This window comes from Oceanisphaera marina (assembly GCF_014643915.1).
Lineage (GTDB): Bacteria > Pseudomonadota > Gammaproteobacteria > Enterobacterales > Aeromonadaceae > Oceanimonas > Oceanimonas marina.
Genome location: NZ_BMKE01000019.1, coordinates 1 through 16,423, shown reverse-complemented (window position 1 = coordinate 16,423; position 16,423 = coordinate 1). Strand labels below are relative to the sequence as shown.

The window sequence follows — 16,423 nt, the reverse complement described above, 5'->3', positions numbered from 1 at the left end:
TTCGCTTCCTGTGCCATTTCGTCTGGCCGCCGGCGTGTTTCATGGTGCAATGTTCTGAGGGGGGCCGTCGCTTGCGATGATACCCGGTTGGCATCGTTCTGGAGGCGTGTATGACAGCATCACCCAACAAGTTACTGGCCCGGGTTTCCGTCGCCCATCTGATCAGCCATCTGCATATCATGACGGTTCCCGCCATGCTGCCATTGCTGCCCGACACCATGCAGGTCAGTTTTTTCGAGCTGGGACTGGCTATTGGCATATTCAACATCGTATCGGCGCTGGTACAGGTGCCACTGGGTTTTCTGGTCGACCGGCTGGGTGCCCGGCGAATGCTGATGGCGGCGTTGACGCTGGGCTCTGCCAGCTTCGGACTGGTCGCACTGCTGCCCACCTATTCCTGGTTGTTGCTTGCCATGGGGCTGGCGGGGCTGGCCAACGGCGTCTATCATCCCGCCGACTATTCATTGCTGTCGCGTGGCATGCCGTCCGGCAGGATGGGGCGGGCTTTTTCGGTGCATACCTTTGCGGGGTTTTTCGGGGGGGCACTGGCGCCACCCCTGATGGTAGGGATCGCGCTGGCCTTCGATCCGCGCTGGTCCTTTGCGATTGCCGCTCTGGCCGGGCTACTGGCCCTGGGGTTTGTCGCCTCCGGTTCCGCCTTGTTGGCTCCTGAAAAAACGATGTCCGCCGACAGCCCCAGGCTAACCGGTGCTACGGGCCGGCCCAGCTCCACGGCCATGACCACTTTAGCGTTGTTGACGCTGCTGTTTACCCTGCTCAGTCTGAGTACCGGTGCAATAGAACGATTTTCCGTTTCGGCATTGGTTCAGGGCTTCGATGTTGCATTACCCGTGGCGAACCTGGCGTTAACCTGCTTTCTGTTTGCCAGTGCCTTCGGTGTGCTGGCAGGCGGTGTGCTGGCCGACAGAACGGAGCGGCACGGCGATGTGGCGGCGGTGGCATTTGCCTTGGCGGCGATGCTCGTAGTAATAGTCATCATGATGCCGCTGCCGCCACTGGTGTTGGCCATGGTACTGGGGTTAACCGGTTTCCTGACCGGCATGGTGGCCCCCTCGCGTGACATGCTGGTGCGTGCGGCCTCTCCCGAGGGAGCGGAAGGGCGCACCTTCGGCATCGTGTCTACCGGCTTCAACTTTGGTGGTGTCATCGGCCCGGTGCTGTTCGGTTTTCTGCTCGATCGGGGCCTGGCCAGCGGTGTGCTGTGGTCGGCCGTCGGGTTTATGGTGTTCACGACCCTCATCGTGCTATATCAGGAACGGCGCCAGCGGATGCGGGTCGGCATCTCTGTCGGCTAAAAAAGCCCGAGCCGGGTTACTGGCTCAGGCAAAACGAGAGGAGCGGTCGTCTATCCCCTCGACCTAGAACGCCACTTCTACATTTCCCTGAGGCACGCTGCAGCAGCTCAGCACATAACCCTCGGCGATATCTTCGTCCGTAATACCGCCGTTATGATCCATGGTGACGTCGCCTCTTACCAGCTGCACCTTGCAGGTACCGCAGATGCCCATGCCACAGGCCTTGGGTATGTGCAGTCCTACCTGGGCTGCGGCGCTGTGCAGGGTTTCGCCCGGTAATATCTCAACCTGCAGATCGCTGTTCTGGAAGGATACGGTCAATCTGTCTTCGGTACGTTCCAGCTCTTCGGCCAGCTCGACGGCCTCGCGGGCATGTTCTTCGACATCTTCGGCTACTTCGACCGGCGTGGCGCCGAAGCTTTCCTCATGATAGTGCTCCATTGGAAAACCACTGTTTTCCAGCAAGGTGCGCACCGCCCGCATGTAAGGGTTGGGGCCACAACAGAACACTTCCCGCTCCATGAAGTCCGGTGCTATCAGCGCGAGTATGGAACCGTTCAGATATCCCTTGAAGCCACTCCAGGTCTCCCCGATATCGGTACGTTCACAAATGAGGCTGAGGTGGATGTTTTTCAGTCGGGAATCCATATGCTGCAGCTCCCGGTAGAACACCAGATCCTTGGGCGTGCGGGCACTGTGCACGAAGTGGATGTCGACGTCGGCATTGGTGTCGAACCACCAGCGCGCCATGGACATCACAGGAGTAATGCCAACACCGCCGGAGAGCAGCAGCACCTTGTCATTGGGGAAGTCGATACAGTTGAAGTTGCCGACCGGACCATGGACTGCCAGCGCATCGCCTTCATTCAGGTTGTCGTGCAGCCAGTTGGATACTTCGCCACCCGGTACCCGTTTGACTGTGATGGAGAAGCTGTAGGGTACGGAAGGCGCAGAAGCTATGGTGTAGCTGCGCATCACCGTTTGTCCTGCTATTTCCAGCTCCAGGGTAACGAACTGACCGGGTTTGAAGAAGAACAGCAGGGGACTTTCTGCAGTAAAACAGAAGGTTCTTACGTCCCAGGTTTCCTGGATAACCCTTACACAACGCACAGGGTGACGTCCGTTACTCCACGTCTGGGTATTGATGGGTGAGATAAAATCCTGATTCATCGCTGTTCTCCGTCTGGCATCGCCTGATAATTCTCATGCCAGCATTTTTGTGTACTTTGGTGGTTGTTGAATGCTTAAAAACGACATGCAGTTATCTGCCAGCCCCTTTTTGTCTGTCAGGCAGAGATTGATTGGGTAGAACTAAGGTGGGCAGGTCGGAAAACAACGGTAACCGGGTCGTTTTCAGATAACCTCTATCTCATGCTCTTGGTGAGAATAGCGTTACCGATGTCCGGCTCTGGTGGCAGGGGCATAGCGCAATATCAACAGCAAAGGAAGCAGCAAACATGGAGCAGATCAATAGCGTATGGTTAGGCACGACCCTCAGTCTGGATGATGCCGTACAGATGCTGCATCAGCGTCGTTCAGGGTATTCACTTCCCCAGGCGTTCTATAACAGCCCCGAGGTGTTTGCCGCCGACATGGAGCAGATTTATTGCAAGGAGTGGCTGTTTGTTGGCCTGACCTGCGAGATCCCTGCTGTGGGCAACTTCATGACTCTGGAGGTGGGTGATAACCCTGTAACCATAGTACGCAACAAGCAGGGCATTCAGGCTTTTCACAATGTCTGTCGACACCGGGGTTCGCGAATTTGCACCGAGAAGCAGGGCAAGGTGGCCAAGCTGGTCTGCCCTTATCATCAGTGGACGTATGAGCTGGACGGCAAGCTGCTCTATGCCGGTAATGATATGGGGGACAGCTTCAACAAAGCCGACTTCCCGTTGAAGCAGGTACATACCAAGACCGCCGGTGGTTACATCTTCATCAGCCTGGCCGAGAACCCGCCCGTCATCGATGACTTTTTGGCGGAGCTGGAGCGTTACCTCGAACCTTATGATCTGGAGAACGCCAAGGTGGCGGTGCAGTCGGAAATTATCGAGGATGCCAACTGGAAACTGGTTATCGAAAACAATCGCGAGTGTTATCACTGCAACGGCTCTCATCCCGAGTTGCTCAACACTCTGCTGGAATTTGATGACACCACGGATCCTCGTGCCACCGATGCCTTCAAGGCGCACGTAGCACGCATGGGCGAGCAATGGGATGCGGAGAACATCCCCCATCACCATGTGTCGTTTGGGCTGCGCAACCGCATGGTGCGCATGCCGTTGGCCGAGGGCAAAGTGGCCATGACCATAGACGGCAGCCATGCCTGCGAGAAGACTCTGGGCCGGGTTAAAAATCGCGAGCTTGGCTCGCTGCGTATCCTGCATCTGCCCAACTCCTGGAACCATGGCCAGAGTGATCACCTGGTTACCTTTCAGGTAGTGCCCATCGGCCCGCAGAAAACCAAAGTGATCACCAAGTGGGTGGTACACAAGGACGTGGTGGAAGGAATCGACTACGACGTGGAAAAACTGCGCCGGGTATGGGATGCCACCAATGCCCAGGACAGAACCCTGGCCGAAAATAATCAGCGTGGCATCAATTCCATCGCTTACGAACCGGGTCCGTATTCCCCGACTTACGAGTTTGGTGTGGTGAATTTCATCGACTGGTATTCGGATACCTTTATCGGGCATGCTACCGGTCAGAGTCTGGCCGTCACGTTACCCGAGTAAGGCCGACTCAAAAGAGGGGGGAGCCATCGTCTCCCCCCTCTTTGTTCCTGCTGATTTTCTATCGTCATTCTCGTGCTGGCGGGAAGTCTGTGGGTCGTGGTACACCACCTTCGCCGAGGTGATGTTCACTTGGTGCAGTCGTTCAGCACCGTCTGCACCTCGGGATGCAGCAATTCTTTCCTGACCAGTAGCGATGCCAGTCGCGCTTGCCATAACGCCTGATCCGGGCCTGCCAACGCCTCGCCCAGTCTGTTAGTGCACTCTACCAGCGAAAGCTGCTTTGCTTCCTCAAGCCCCCAGGCGTACAGCTGGATACGAAAGTCATCCTGATCGACAAGTTCGGTAATCATCATGGTGTTTTCTTCCTTAACTATGCATATCGTCACAGGCTATTCCGTCGTTTTTTCTACTGCAATAGCGCTTCGACACTAGCGTCGCTTTCAGAATGGTCAGCGCTGAAACAAGACGCCCAGACATAAACCGGTGTCGTATTGGGCACACTTCATTCAGAGCTTACCTGTTGTTATAGAGGTCAGTTTTTGCTCATAACGACAGCCAGCTCTTGTTATGAGCACAGACTGAATCGGAAAGCGTTCGGCCTTCAGGACCCCTGGCCCTCGCCGCCGCTAGATATTTATCAACCCGACGGAGACCTTGTCCTATGTTAGCCAAAAATGGACTTTTGAAAGGAATGAGCCCGGCGGCGACGATCAGTTCCATGATTATCGTTACCTTGTTTGTAGTGGGAGGCGCCTTCTATCCTGATGCGGCTGCCAGATTGTTCGATAGTGTATCGGGATATCTCATCAACAATTTCAAATGGTATTACATTGCCATTCTGTCGTTGATGCTGGTGTTTTGTGTGGTATTGGCCTTCAGCCGGTTTGGCAGTCTGCGCCTGGGATCCGACGACTCCCGGCCGGAATACAGCCTGTTTTCCTGGTTTGCCATGTTGTTCAGCGCTGGTATGGGCATCGGATTGGTGTTCTGGTCTATTGCCGAGCCCATCTATCATTTTCAGAGCAACCCCTTTATCAGTGAGGGCATGACGCCTGAAGCGGCCGAAGTGGCCATGCGGCTGACCTTCTTTCACTGGGGGCTGCATCCCTGGGCCATCTACGTGGTTGTGGGGCTGACATTGGCCTATTTCTCCTACCGCAAGGGATTGCCACTGACTATTCGTTCTGCGCTCTATCCACTGATTGGTCAGCGTATCTACGGCTGGATGGGGCACACAGTGGATGTCCTGGCGGTGTTCGGCACCATCTTCGGGGTGGCAACGTCGCTTGGGCTGGGAGTTGCCCAGATTAACACCGGGTTGAACGATCTCTTTGGTCTGGAAATCAACACCAGCAATCAGTTGATCCTGATCGTGGTAATCTCGCTGATAGCTACCTTGTCGGTGTTGTCCGGCCTGGGGCGGGGGGTAAAATGGCTGTCGGTCATCAATATGTGGTTTACCGCCGCTATTCTGCTGTTTTTGCTGTGCTACGGTCCCACCCGTTATCTGTTGCTGAGCTATGTGCAGGGGCTAGGTGATTATCTGACCCATGTGGTTGCACTCAGCACCTGGACCGATGCCAGCAAGGACAGCCAGTGGCAGTCCTGGTGGACGGTGTTCTACTGGGCCTGGTGGATGTCCTGGTCACCTTTTGTCGGTATGTTTATTGCCCGCATCTCCAAGGGGCGCACCGTGCGCGAATTCATTTGTGGCGTGCTGCTGGTGCCGACCCTGCTGGGCATGCTCTGGCTGACCATGTTTGGTGGTACTGCTCTGTATCTTGAGCTGACACATACGGTGACCAATGCGGCCGGTGAAGTCGTCTCGGCCGTAGGGGAGGCCGGTATCGTGACGGCGGTGGGAGAAAACGTCACTTCTGCTCTGTATGAAACCTTGTCCCAGCTGGATGGGGGCGTCATGGGCACCCTGGCAGCGATATTGTCGACCCTGCTGGTCGCGTTGTATTTTATCACCTCTGCCGACTCAGGCACTCTGGTGGTGACCACTATATTATCGCTGGGCAACGAGCATCCGCCGCGCAGTCAACGAGTATTGTGGAGTATGGCGGTGGCCGCTGTGGCTGGCATACTGATGTTGGCCGGTGGCCTCAAGGCGCTGCAGACGGCGGCGATTATTGCGGCCTTTCCCTTTTCGTTCGTTATCTTGATCATGATGTGGGGGTTGTATCGTGCTTTGCATGAAGAAGTGCCGGTCACTCAGCCGGTAACGGTCGATGTACCTGTTACCATCGAAACGCCGGTGAAGATACCGCCGACATCCTGAGAAGCATATATGGCGTTATTATTGAATACAGTGTGACGGCAATATAGGGAGGCGAAAGCCTCCTTTTCTGTGCTTTCAACGATTTTTTCTTTGGTCTCTCTGTGCCTGGTTAGCTCGCCGGTATGCCAGTAGGGTATGCCAGTAGATAGTTATTTTCATCAAGCTCGTCAACAAGCACTCGTTTGGCAATGACTTTATATTTTCAAGGTCAATAAAATAGTGCGCGCAGGGCAAGTTGATAACACCAAGTATTTGTATCATATGAAATTTATACTTAATTTTATCTGGTAATGATACAAGGAAGAGACGGCTAAGCACGACAGTAAAACAGGTTAATCTCAAATAAGCTCTGTATACCAAAAAATAAGCAGTTCTCGGGTTTCTTAAATTTCACCATTGGTATATGTTTCACATATGTGAACATTTGTAATGTAAATGTTCTTCCTAGGTTGTTGAGTCGACATCGTATCAACAGGGAGCCGGCAGCAACTGTCGGATTCAGGAGCAAGAGTGATGAGCCAAACACAACGGGTCGGTTTCCTACTGATAGATAATTTCACCATGATTTCTCTGGCCTCGGCCATCGAGCCTCTGCGTATGGCCAATCAATTGTCGGGGAAACCTCTCTATGAATGGGTGATGCTGAGCGAAACCGGTGCACCGGTGCGGGCCAGCGATCACATGCTGGTGACCCCGGATCACAGTATTCAGGACTGTGGTCATCTGGACATGATGATCCTCTGCGGCGGTGTCGGAGTAATTAATGCCCGCAGTCGTAATTTGCGAGTTTGGTTACAGCAGTTGGCCAAACGCCGGATCAAACTCGGTGCCGTCTGTACAGGTAGCTACTTGCTGGCCGATGCCGGTGTGCTGACCGGTTATCGCTGTACTTTACACTGGGAGTATATGGCTTCATTCAAGGAAGCATTTCCTCTGCTGGAAACCAGCAATGCCCTCTATTGTATCGACCGTAACCGTCTGACCAGCAGCGGTGGAACTGTCCCTATGGACATGATGCTGCACCTGATCGAGAAAGAACATTCCAGTGCTTTGAGCATCGCCATCTGCGACATGTTTCTGTGTGAACGTATTCGCGAGGGACAGGAAGAGCAGCGGGTGCCGCTGCGTCATATGGTGGGCACGGCCCAGCCCAAACTGGCCGAAGTGGTGGCGCTGATGGAAGCCAATCTGGAAGAGCCGATTACCCTGGACGAGCTGGCTTGTTATGTCGATTTGTCCCGTCGGCAGGTTGAACGGCTGTTTCAGCGTCATGTTAAATGCTCCCCCTCCCGTTATTACCTCAATCTGCGACTAAAGCGGGCCCGTCAACTGTTGCGCCAGACGTCGCTGTCGATTATCGATATCGCCACCGCCTGCGGCTTTGTGTCGACGCCCCATTTCAGCAAGTGCTACCGGGAAAACTTCGGGTTACCACCGCGAGATGATCGTTGTAGTCGTGCCACTCACAGAGCAGATACCCCGGTCTTACCGGGTCTGGTTATGCACATTCAGCTGGATTCGGCGAAGGGTGAGCCCACCTTTGCTTCGGTGACCTTGTAACCTCAGGACTGCATTGCCCCTTATCCGACAAGCCCCGCGACGCGGGGCTTTTTACTTTTTGGAGTTTGTCGCCAGGCGTGACGTTTTTGGCTATGTGCTCGTCGTTTTCAGCCAGTGTGCCCAGGGTGCCTCGGGCTAGACTGCCCTTGAATCCGGTGGCTTCAATGCCACCAGCCACATTCATTCAAGGAAGGTCTGGCCATGCAAAATGCAGCTGAACTACATAACCAGGCGGTCGTGATTGACGGCCTGATCATCGCCAACTGGGGGCGGGAACTGTTTGAAGACATGCGTCGTGGCGGGCTTACCGCGGCCAACTGTACCGTGTCGGTATGGGAAGGCTTTCAGGGCACCGTTAACAACATCGCCGCCTTCAACCGCCACTTCCAGGAGCATGCCGATCTGATCCGTCCGGTGCGCACCACCGCCGATATTCTCAAAGCCAAAGAAGAGGGCCGCACCGGCGTGATCCTCGGTTTCCAGAATGCCCATGCCTTCGAAGACCAGCTGGGTTATGTGGAAATCTTCAAGCAGCTGGGCGTGGGCATAGTACAGATGGCCTACAACACCCAGAACCTGGTGGGCACCGGCTGTTACGAGCGCGACGGCGGCCTGTCCGGCTTTGGCCGCGAGGTGGTGGCTGAAATGAACCGGGTCGGCATCATGTGTGATCTGTCCCACGTGGGTGCCCAGACTTCCCAGGAAGTGATTCTGGAGTCGAAAAAGCCGGTGTGCTACTCCCACTGTCTGCCGGCTGGTTTGAAAGATCACCCGCGCAACAAGTCCGACGAAGAGCTGCGCTTCATCGCCGATCACGGCGGTTTTGTCGGCGTCACCATGTTTGCACCCTTCCTGAAGAACGGCATCAATTCCACCATCGACGATTACGTTGAGGCCATCGCCTACGTGATGGAACGGGTCGGTGAAGATGCCATCGGCATTGGTACCGACTTTACCCAGGGCCATGACCAGAACTTCTTCGAATGGCTGACCCACGACAAGGGCTATGCCCGTCGTCTTACCCGCTTCGGTGACATCATCAACCCCGAGGGTATCCGTACCATCGGTGAATTCCCCAACCTGACCGAGGCCCTGCTGCGACATGGTTTTTCGCCGCGTCAGGTAGAGAAAGTCATGGGCGGCAACTGGATGCGCGTGCTGAAAGACGTCTGGGGCGCATAAGCAATACACAAGGAAGTAAGGAGAATCACAATGTCAGTACATGCACCGGAAATGCCAATTGAAGTGAACGCCGAGACCGGCATCTGGACCACAGACGCACTGCCCATGCTCTATGTGCCGCGGCACTTTTTCGTCAACAACCACATGGCGATTGAAGAAGAACTGGGCCCCGAGCGTTATGCCGAAATTCTGTACCCCGCCGGCTACAAGTCTGCCTGGCACTGGTGCGAGAAAGAAGCCGAGTGCCACGGACTCAGCGGTGATGCAGTGTTTGAGCATTACATGAAGCGGCTGTCTCAGCGTGGTTGGGGTTTGTTTTCCATCGAAAATCTGGACATCGCCGCCGGCACCGCCCGGATACGGCTGGATCATTCCGCCTTCGTCTATCAGTACGGCAAGGTGGATCGCATGGTGGATTACATGTTTACCGGCTGGTTTGCCGGCGCAATAGACCAGATTGCCGAAAGCCAGGGGCTGTCGGTGCGTACCGTGGCCCACCAGACCCAGAGTGGCGCCCAGAGTGGCTGTGATTATGGCCTGTTCGAGGTCAGCCCGATTTAAGGCGCGCCGCCTGCGTGGTCATCGCGACAGGATAGTAGTTATCGTCGGGCCGGTTACCGGCCGCCAGACAAGTCAGCAGAGGGATCCAGGATGGGACAGTTCGACGCCTTGTTTCAACCCATGAATATCAACAAGCTCACCATTCGTAACCGGGTGGTGAGCACGGCCCATGCCGAGGTGCATGCTACCGACGGCGGCATGACCACAGAACGTTACGTCAAATATTACGAAGAAAAGGCCAAGGGCGGTCTCGGCCTGGCCATCTGTGGCGGCTCCAGCGTGGTGTCCATCGACAGCCCCCAAGAGTGGTGGAGTTCGGTCAACCTGAGTACCGACCGCATCATTCCCTATTTTCAGGATTTGTCTGAAGCCATGCATAAGCATGGCGCCAAGATCATGATTCAGATCACCCACATGGGGCGTCGCTCCCGCTGGGACGGTTATAACTGGAGCACTCTGCTGTCGCCTTCCGGCATCCGCGAGCCGGTGCACCGCGCCACCTGCAAGACCATAGAGCCGGAAGATATCCAGCGCATCATCGGCGATTACGCCCAGGCGGCCCGGCGTGCGAAAGAAGGCGGACTGGATGGCGTTGAGATTTCCGCCGTGCACCAGCACCTGATCGATCAGTTCTGGAGTCCGCGGGTCAACCGGCGCACCGACGAGTGGGGCGGCAGCTTCGAAAACCGCATGCGCTTTGGCCTGGAAGTGATCAAGGCGATTCGCGCCGAGGTTGGTCGCGACTTCGCCGTGGGCATCCGCATCTGTGGTGACGAATTCCACCCTGACGGCCTCAGCCACGACGACATGAAGCAGATTGCCAAGTATTACGACGACACCGGCCTGCTCGACTTCTTCGGCGTGATCGGCTCCGGTTGTGACACCCACAACACCCTGGCCAACGTCATCCCCAACATGAGCTACCCGCCCGAGCCCTTCTTGCACCTGGCGGCAGGCATCAAGGAAGTGGTGACGGTACCGGTGATCCATGCCCAGAACATCAAGGACCCGACCCAGGCCCAGCGTATTATCGAAGGCGGCTATGTCGACTTCGTGGGCATGACCCGGGCACACATGGCCGACCCGCACCTGATCGCCAAGATCAAGCTGGGCCAGGTCGATCAAATTCGCCAGTGCGTGGGCGCCAACTACTGTATCGACCGTCAGTACCAGGGGCTGGACGTGCTCTGTATCCAGAACGCGGCCACCGCCCGTGAATCCACCATGCCACATATCATAGAGCCCACCAGTGGCCGTAAACGCAAGGTAGTGGTGGTTGGCGGTGGCCCCGCGGGCATGGAGGCGGCCCGGGTTTGTGCCGAGCGCGGTCATGAGGTGGTGCTGTTCGAGAAGGCGCCCGAGCTGGGTGGTCAGATCACCCTGGCGGCCAAGGCGCCGCAGCGCGATCAGATTGCCGGTATCACCCGCTGGTTTGCCCTGGAACTGGCACGTCTGAAGGTGGATTTGCGCCTGAATATCGCGGCCGACATGCCGGCCATGATGGCGGAAAATCCGGACGTGGTGATCCTGGCCGTAGGCGGTACCCCTTTCCTCGAGCAGAACTCGGAGTGGGGCGCAGAAGAAGGACTGGTGGTCAGCAGCTGGGATATTCTGTCGGGCAAGGTGGAGCCGGGCAAGAACGTGCTGGTGTATGACACCATCTGTGAATTCAGCGGCATGTCGGCGGCTGACTATCTGGCGTCCAAGGGCAGCCAGGTGGAGATGGTCACCGACGACATCAAGCCGGGAGTGGGCATCGGTGGTACCACCTTCCCCACCTATTATCGTTCACTGTACGAGCGGGAGGTGATCATGACCTCCGATCTGACGTTGCAGCAGGTGTACCGGGAAGGGGACAAAGTGGTAGCGGTGCTCGAAAACGAGTACACCGGCCAGAAAGAAGAGCGGGTGGTGGATCAGGTGGTGCTGGAGAACGGTATCCGCCCCGACGAGCGGCTCTACTACGAGCTGAAGGCCGACTCCGTCAACAAGGGCCAGATCGATCTGGAAGCCCTGTATGCGGCCCAGCCCCAGCCGAGCCTGTCTCACGACGGCCAGGGATACCTGTTGTTCCGTCTTGGTGACTGCGTATCCCAGCGCAACACTTATGCCGCCATCTATGACGCCCTGCGCTTGTGCAAGGACTTCTGATTTGAAAGGCGCCGGAGCCTGCTCCGGCGCCATGAGGTAAGCCCCTATGTTTGAGCCTGTGATCCCCTATCTGTTATTGCTCGTCTTTGCCTTAGGCCTCGCTGGGGCGGTACGGCGAGTACTCCTGTGGCGCCAGGGACAGCCCAGTCCGGTTTCGTTCTGGCAGGGTCTGGCCGCCATGCCGAGGCGCTATCTGGTTGACCTGCACCATGTGGTGGCGCGCGACAAGTACATGTCCAACACCCATGTGGCCACCGGCGGCGGCTTTGTGCTGGCGCTGGTGCTGGTGGTGCTGGTACATGGTTTTGGTCTGAAGACTGCCTGGCTGACCTGGCCGCTGCTGGCGGCGAGTCTGCTTATGATGACAGGCGCGATTTTTGTGTGGCTGCGCCGTCGCAAACCGGCTGCCGAACTGCCCAATTCACGTCTTTCCAGAGGGCCCTGGCAGCGCCTGCCCAAGAGCCTGATGGCTTTTTCGGTCGGCTTCTTCCTGGCGACTCTGCCGGCTACCGGCATACTGCCCGAAGGATTCGGCAGCGGTCTGCTGGCCTTGCTGTTGCTGGCCGCCTGTATTTGGGGCCTGGGTGAAATGGTGTTCGGCATGACCTGGGGCGGCCCCATGAAGCACGCCTTTGCCGGCGCCCTGCACCTGGCCTTCCATCGTCGTCCTGCCCGTTTCGGCGGCGGTCGGGATACCGGCCTCAAGGCGCTGGATCTGAACGCCGACAAGCTGGGCGTGGAGAAGGTGACCGACTTCAAGTGGAACCAGCTGCTGAGTTTCGATGCCTGTGTGCAGTGCGGTCGTTGCGAAAGCAAGTGTCCCGCCTTTGCCGCCGGGCAGCCGTTGAATCCCAAGAAGCTTATCCAGGACATGGTGATCTCCATGGCCGCTCAGGAGGAAGTGATCTATCACGGCAGCGCCCACCCGGGTCAGGAAAGCGCCGCCCGCACCGGTTGCCCCGACAAGCCGATAGTGGAAAGCATGCTGGACAGTCAGACCCTGTGGTCCTGTACCACCTGCCGGGCCTGTGTGGAAGAGTGCCCCATGATGATCGAGCACGTGGATGCGGTGGTGGACATGCGCCGTTACCTGACCATGGAGCGGGGCGACACCCCGGGCAAAGGCCAGGAAGTGCTGGAAAACCTGATTGCCACCGACAACCCGGGTGGTCTGTCTCCGGCCAGCCGCAGCCACTGGGCGGCGGACCTGTCGATTCCCCTGCTCAAGCAGACCAGAGAGACCGATATTCTGTTCTGGGTGGGTGACGGCGCCTTCGACATGCGCAACCAGCGTACCCTGCGTGCCCTGGTCAAGCTGCTCAAGGCCGCCAACGTGAACTTTGCCTTTCTCGGTGACGAGGAGCTGGACTCCGGTGATCTGGCCCGTCGTCTGGGCGATGAAGCCACCTTCCAGCGCCTGGCCAAGGCCAACATTCGTACCCTGGGCAAGTATCAGTTCAACCGCATCGTTACCGCCGATCCCCATGCTTTGCAGTGCCTGGGCACCGAATATGCCGAGCTGGGCGGAGACTACCGGGTGGTGCACCACACCGAGTTGCTGGCCGAACTGCATCAGCAGGGGCTGCTGCAGTTCACTGCCAACGGCAATGCGCGCATGACCTATCATGATCCCTGCTATCTGGGCCGGTACAACGGCGTCTATGACGCGCCCCGTTACCTGATCGATCAGCTTGGGTACGAGCGCACCGAGATGGAACGCAGCGGTTTTCGTTCCCGCTGTTGTGGCGGCGGTGGCGGTGCCCCGATCACCGATATACCGGGCGAGCGCCGTATCGCCGACATGCGCATGGACGACGCCAGAGCGGTGAACGCCGAGCTGATGGCGGTGGCCTGCCCGCAATGTACCCAGATGCTGGAAGGGGTGGTGGAGCCGCGGCCCGAGGTGAAGGAGATTGCCGAGCTGCTGCTGGAGGCGCTGATCGTGCCCGGCTCGAAGCAAACAGTGCCGCAACAAATAGTGCAGCAAAAAGTGCCGCAAGCGGTGCAGCAACAGCCAAAGGAGGAAGCTGCCCATGTCTGAATTGACTCGTCGTGATCCGCGCCTGACCTGGATACTGCGCAACCGGCTTCATCCTCGTCATGATGATCTGAATGCAGAGCTGAATGGTCAGCCAAGCCGAGGCCCGACCGGCTTGCTGCGCAAGAACCCCAGACCCCAGTGGCAATACGGCCCCAGCGGCCTGCGCCGGCTGGACCGCCTGAACATGAATGGCGTTGCCGGAGTGACCCAGCTGTCATCCAGGAAACGCAGCGAGCAGCCGGTATTGCCGCTGCACCAGGTGGTGGAGCCCCAGGCCTATATCGCCGTCTGGCTGCAGACCAGCGGCGGTCGCCTTAACAGTCACAGCAAAGACGTGCTGGGCCAGGCCCAGCAGCTGGCGGTAGCCCGGGAAGTGCCGACGGCGGTGCTGGGGGTGCTTTGTGGCGAACTGAAGGAAAGCGTGGAAGGTGCCGGTATCGATCGGCTGCTGCAGGTAAAGGGGCCCCAGTACGACGGTTATCAGCCCGAGGCCTGGAGTCAGCTGTGTACTCGGGTAGAAAATACCCTGAAACCGTTGTACTGGCTGCTGCCCGACAGCGGCGAGTCCGCCGAGCTGGGCCGCCGGCTGGGCGTGGCCCTGGGCGAGCGCCCGGCCACCGGCGTATGGAAGCTGGAAGCAGACTATCTGCTGGCCAGAAACGGCGCCGGTAACCGGGATATCAGCCGGCCCTGGTCGCGGGTCATGCTGCTGCTGGAAGAATGCGCCCTGCCGTGCGGCGAGTACCGCTATGAAGCCGGCCCGCTCGAACTGGAGCAGAAGCTGGAGCTGTCGGCGCCCATCAGCTCCCGGCTCGAAGACCTGGGTCAGGTGGCGGTGGATCCCGCCGAAATTCCCCTGGCCGAAGCCGAGTTTATTCTCTCGGCCGGTAACGGTGTGCACGACTGGCCCCAGTTCCATCAGGCCGCCACCCTGCTCGGCGCCTCGGAAGGGGCCAGCCGGGTGGCGGTGGACGACGGCTTCATGCCCCGCAACCGTCAGGTGGGGGCGACCGGTACTTGGATCAGCGCCCGTGTCTATATCGCCATCGGCATTTCCGGCGCCGTGCAGCATCTGCAGGGCATCGGCAAGTGTGAAAAGGTGGTCGCCATCAACCGGGATGCCGACTGTGACATGGTCAAACGGGCCAGCCTGACCACCATCGGTGACAGCAGCGAAATTCTGGCCGAGCTGATGAAACTGGTCGAAGCCAAATCCAACCAGGAGGTGAGTGATGCAGCCTGATACCCTGAACATTGCCGTGCTGGTCTCCGAGGGCCAACATCCGGTATCCGGGCGCGCACGGCGTGCCCATCAGGATGCCTGCGCCCTGGAGCTGGCCTTGTCTCTGAGTGAGTCTCTGAACGGCAAGGTGAGCGCCATTCACGCCGGTGATCCCGAGCAGGATGCCCTGCGCGATTATCTGGGTATGGGTATCGACGGCCTGACGGTGCTGAAGCAGACGGCGGAAGACGATGCCCTGGCGGTGCTTTACCCCTACCTGAGCGAGCAGCAGCCGGATATCCTGCTGACCGGGGTACGGGCCGAGTGTGGCGAAGGCTCCGGCCTGTTGCCCTATCTGCTGGCCGAGCGCCTGGGCTGGCCGCTGGTGACCGGCATAGCGGCCATCGAGAGTATCGAGAACGACGAAGTCAGCCTGTTGCAGGCGCTACCCAGAGGTCAGCGCCGGCGCATCAGGGTCAAGCTGCCCTTCGTCGCCAGTGTGGAAAGCGCCGCCGCCGAGCCCCGGCAGATTGCCTTTGCCAGGGCCCGACGTGGCAACATTGCCCGGCTGACGCCGGCCACCGAAGCGGATCTGGCCCGGGCCGAGTGGACCCTGTCGGCAGCCAAGTCCCGGCCCAAACGGCTCAAGGTATCGACCGCCAAAACCGCCGCCGACCGCTTCAAGCAGGCCACCGCCAAGGCTCAGGGCGGCAAGGGCCAGATCATCCGCGATGATCCCCAGGCCGCCGCCAAGGCCATCTTTGATCTGCTGGTAGAGGAGGGGGTATTGAGAAAGTAGGGTTAAAGTTTGTCTTGGGGAAGACAGCAAAACGCCGGCAAAAGCCGGCGTTTTTTTGTCATTATTCTTGTGAACCCCCCATCGTCATTCCCGCGAAGGAACGTCATCCTCGCGTAGGCGGGGACGGGAATCCAGGGCATATGGCACCGAACTTGGCCCCGTGCACCGTCATCCCAAAAAAGCCGACCCAAAACCACCACCAAACCTCGACTTTCACACAGCCAATTTGGTATCTCTGCAAAGGTCGGACAAAGGGCCCGCTCCCCCGACACGCCGTAAACCCATCCCTGGGGGCTCAGCCGCGCCATCCGTGGCGCGGATGGTCGGCTGAGCAGATCCCTTTGCCCTCCCTGATGCCAGGGAGTGGCCTGTTGGCGTCGCTTATACCTGCGGACTGCCCATCGTCATTCTCGCGAACCACCCTCGTCATTCTCGCGAAGGCGGGAATCCAGAGCAGACAGCACCAAACCCGTAACAGTTCACCCAGAGTGGCTTGACGCACACAATTCTTCAGGAATGGGGTAATTCGTTTTTTCGATGCAGGCGCGGACCACGGCGCGTAACCATTCCTGAGG

Annotated in this window: 12 protein-coding genes; 10 read left to right on the top strand and 2 right to left on the bottom strand. The window is 58.1% G+C overall.

What is annotated here, in order from left to right:
- Nucleotides 1-110 precede the first annotated feature (110 nt).
- On the top strand, nucleotides 111-1,316 hold the full coding sequence (locus tag IEW52_RS11590) for an MFS transporter (protein ID WP_188630240.1): 1,206 nt from the start codon (nucleotides 111-113) through the stop codon (nucleotides 1,314-1,316).
- A 63-nt stretch (nucleotides 1,317-1,379) separates the two neighbouring features.
- Here the strand turns inward: IEW52_RS11590 and gbcB are convergent, their stop codons facing one another.
- Nucleotides 1,380-2,486 (bottom strand): glycine betaine monooxygenase reductase subunit, encoded by a 1,107-nt coding sequence (gene gbcB, locus IEW52_RS11585; protein WP_188630239.1) that lies wholly within the window; start codon nucleotides 2,484-2,486, stop codon nucleotides 1,380-1,382.
- Between the two features lie 287 nt (nucleotides 2,487-2,773).
- On the opposite strand from gbcB, the gene gbca reads away from it, so the two are divergent.
- Nucleotides 2,774-4,048, top strand: a complete 1,275-nt coding sequence (gene gbca / locus IEW52_RS11580) for a glycine betaine monooxygenase oxygenase subunit (protein ID WP_188630238.1) — start codon at nucleotides 2,774-2,776, stop codon at nucleotides 4,046-4,048.
- A gap of 125 nt (nucleotides 4,049-4,173) precedes the next feature.
- Here the strand turns inward: gbca and IEW52_RS11575 are convergent, their stop codons facing one another.
- Nucleotides 4,174-4,434: a hypothetical protein gene (locus tag IEW52_RS11575; protein WP_188630237.1), complete on the bottom strand. Its 261-nt coding sequence runs from the start codon at nucleotides 4,432-4,434 to the stop codon at nucleotides 4,174-4,176.
- A 275-nt stretch (nucleotides 4,435-4,709) separates the two neighbouring features.
- On the opposite strand from IEW52_RS11575, the gene IEW52_RS11570 reads away from it, so the two are divergent.
- From IEW52_RS11570 to etfB, 8 genes are all read left to right on the top strand, one after another.
- Nucleotides 4,710-6,332: a BCCT family transporter gene (locus IEW52_RS11570; RefSeq protein WP_188630236.1), complete on the top strand. Its 1,623-nt coding sequence runs from the start codon at nucleotides 4,710-4,712 to the stop codon at nucleotides 6,330-6,332.
- 513 nt (nucleotides 6,333-6,845) lie between these two features.
- The gene (gene gbdR, locus IEW52_RS11565; protein WP_188630235.1) at nucleotides 6,846-7,892 is read left to right on the top strand and encodes a choline metabolism transcriptional regulator GbdR; all 1,047 of its coding nucleotides are present in this window, start codon (nucleotides 6,846-6,848) and stop codon (nucleotides 7,890-7,892) included.
- Nucleotides 7,893-8,093: 201 nt separating this feature from the next.
- A complete protein-coding gene (locus IEW52_RS11560) occupies nucleotides 8,094-9,074 on the top strand; it encodes a dipeptidase (protein ID WP_188630234.1) in 981 nt (326 codons plus the stop codon).
- A 30-nt stretch (nucleotides 9,075-9,104) separates the two neighbouring features.
- The gene (locus tag IEW52_RS11555; protein WP_188630233.1) at nucleotides 9,105-9,635 is read left to right on the top strand and encodes a DUF5943 domain-containing protein; all 531 of its coding nucleotides are present in this window, start codon (nucleotides 9,105-9,107) and stop codon (nucleotides 9,633-9,635) included.
- A 90-nt stretch (nucleotides 9,636-9,725) separates the two neighbouring features.
- A complete protein-coding gene (dgcA, locus tag IEW52_RS11550) occupies nucleotides 9,726-11,786 on the top strand; it encodes a dimethylglycine demethylation protein DgcA (RefSeq protein ID WP_188630232.1) in 2,061 nt (686 codons plus the stop codon).
- 46 nt (nucleotides 11,787-11,832) lie between these two features.
- Nucleotides 11,833-13,827, top strand: a complete 1,995-nt coding sequence (locus tag IEW52_RS11545) for a (Fe-S)-binding protein (RefSeq protein ID WP_188630231.1) — start codon at nucleotides 11,833-11,835, stop codon at nucleotides 13,825-13,827.
- Nucleotides 13,820-15,070 carry an electron transfer flavoprotein subunit alpha gene (etfA, locus tag IEW52_RS11540; RefSeq protein ID WP_188630230.1) on the top strand — a complete coding sequence of 417 codons (1,251 nt, stop codon included), beginning with the start codon at nucleotides 13,820-13,822 and terminating at the stop codon, nucleotides 15,068-15,070. Before IEW52_RS11545 ends, etfA begins: the two co-directional genes overlap by 8 nt.
- Nucleotides 15,060-15,848, top strand: a complete 789-nt coding sequence (gene etfB / locus IEW52_RS11535) for an electron transfer flavoprotein subunit beta (RefSeq protein WP_188630229.1) — start codon at nucleotides 15,060-15,062, stop codon at nucleotides 15,846-15,848. Before etfA ends, etfB begins: the two co-directional genes overlap by 11 nt.
- Nucleotides 15,849-16,423: the final 575 nt, after the last annotated feature.

Excerpts from the sequence above, each read along its gene's own strand:
- gbca (WP_188630238.1), top strand. The coding sequence starts at position 2,774 with ATGGAGCAGATCAATAGCGTATGGTTAGGCACGACCCTCAGTCTGGAT.
- IEW52_RS11590 (WP_188630240.1), top strand. The coding sequence starts at position 111 with ATGACAGCATCACCCAACAAGTTACTGGCCCGGGTTTCCGTCGCCCAT.
- IEW52_RS11560 (WP_188630234.1), top strand. The coding sequence starts at position 8,094 with ATGCAAAATGCAGCTGAACTACATAACCAGGCGGTCGTGATTGACGGC.
- IEW52_RS11545 (WP_188630231.1), top strand. The coding sequence starts at position 11,833 with ATGTTTGAGCCTGTGATCCCCTATCTGTTATTGCTCGTCTTTGCCTTA.
- gbdR (WP_188630235.1), top strand. The coding sequence starts at position 6,846 with ATGAGCCAAACACAACGGGTCGGTTTCCTACTGATAGATAATTTCACC.
- gbcB (WP_188630239.1), bottom strand. The coding sequence starts at position 2,486 with ATGAATCAGGATTTTATCTCACCCATCAATACCCAGACGTGGAGTAAC.
- etfA (WP_188630230.1), top strand. The coding sequence starts at position 13,820 with ATGTCTGAATTGACTCGTCGTGATCCGCGCCTGACCTGGATACTGCGC.
- IEW52_RS11570 (WP_188630236.1), top strand. The coding sequence starts at position 4,710 with ATGTTAGCCAAAAATGGACTTTTGAAAGGAATGAGCCCGGCGGCGACG.
- IEW52_RS11555 (WP_188630233.1), top strand. The coding sequence starts at position 9,105 with ATGTCAGTACATGCACCGGAAATGCCAATTGAAGTGAACGCCGAGACC.
- dgcA (WP_188630232.1), top strand. The coding sequence starts at position 9,726 with ATGGGACAGTTCGACGCCTTGTTTCAACCCATGAATATCAACAAGCTC.
- etfB (WP_188630229.1), top strand. The coding sequence starts at position 15,060 with ATGCAGCCTGATACCCTGAACATTGCCGTGCTGGTCTCCGAGGGCCAA.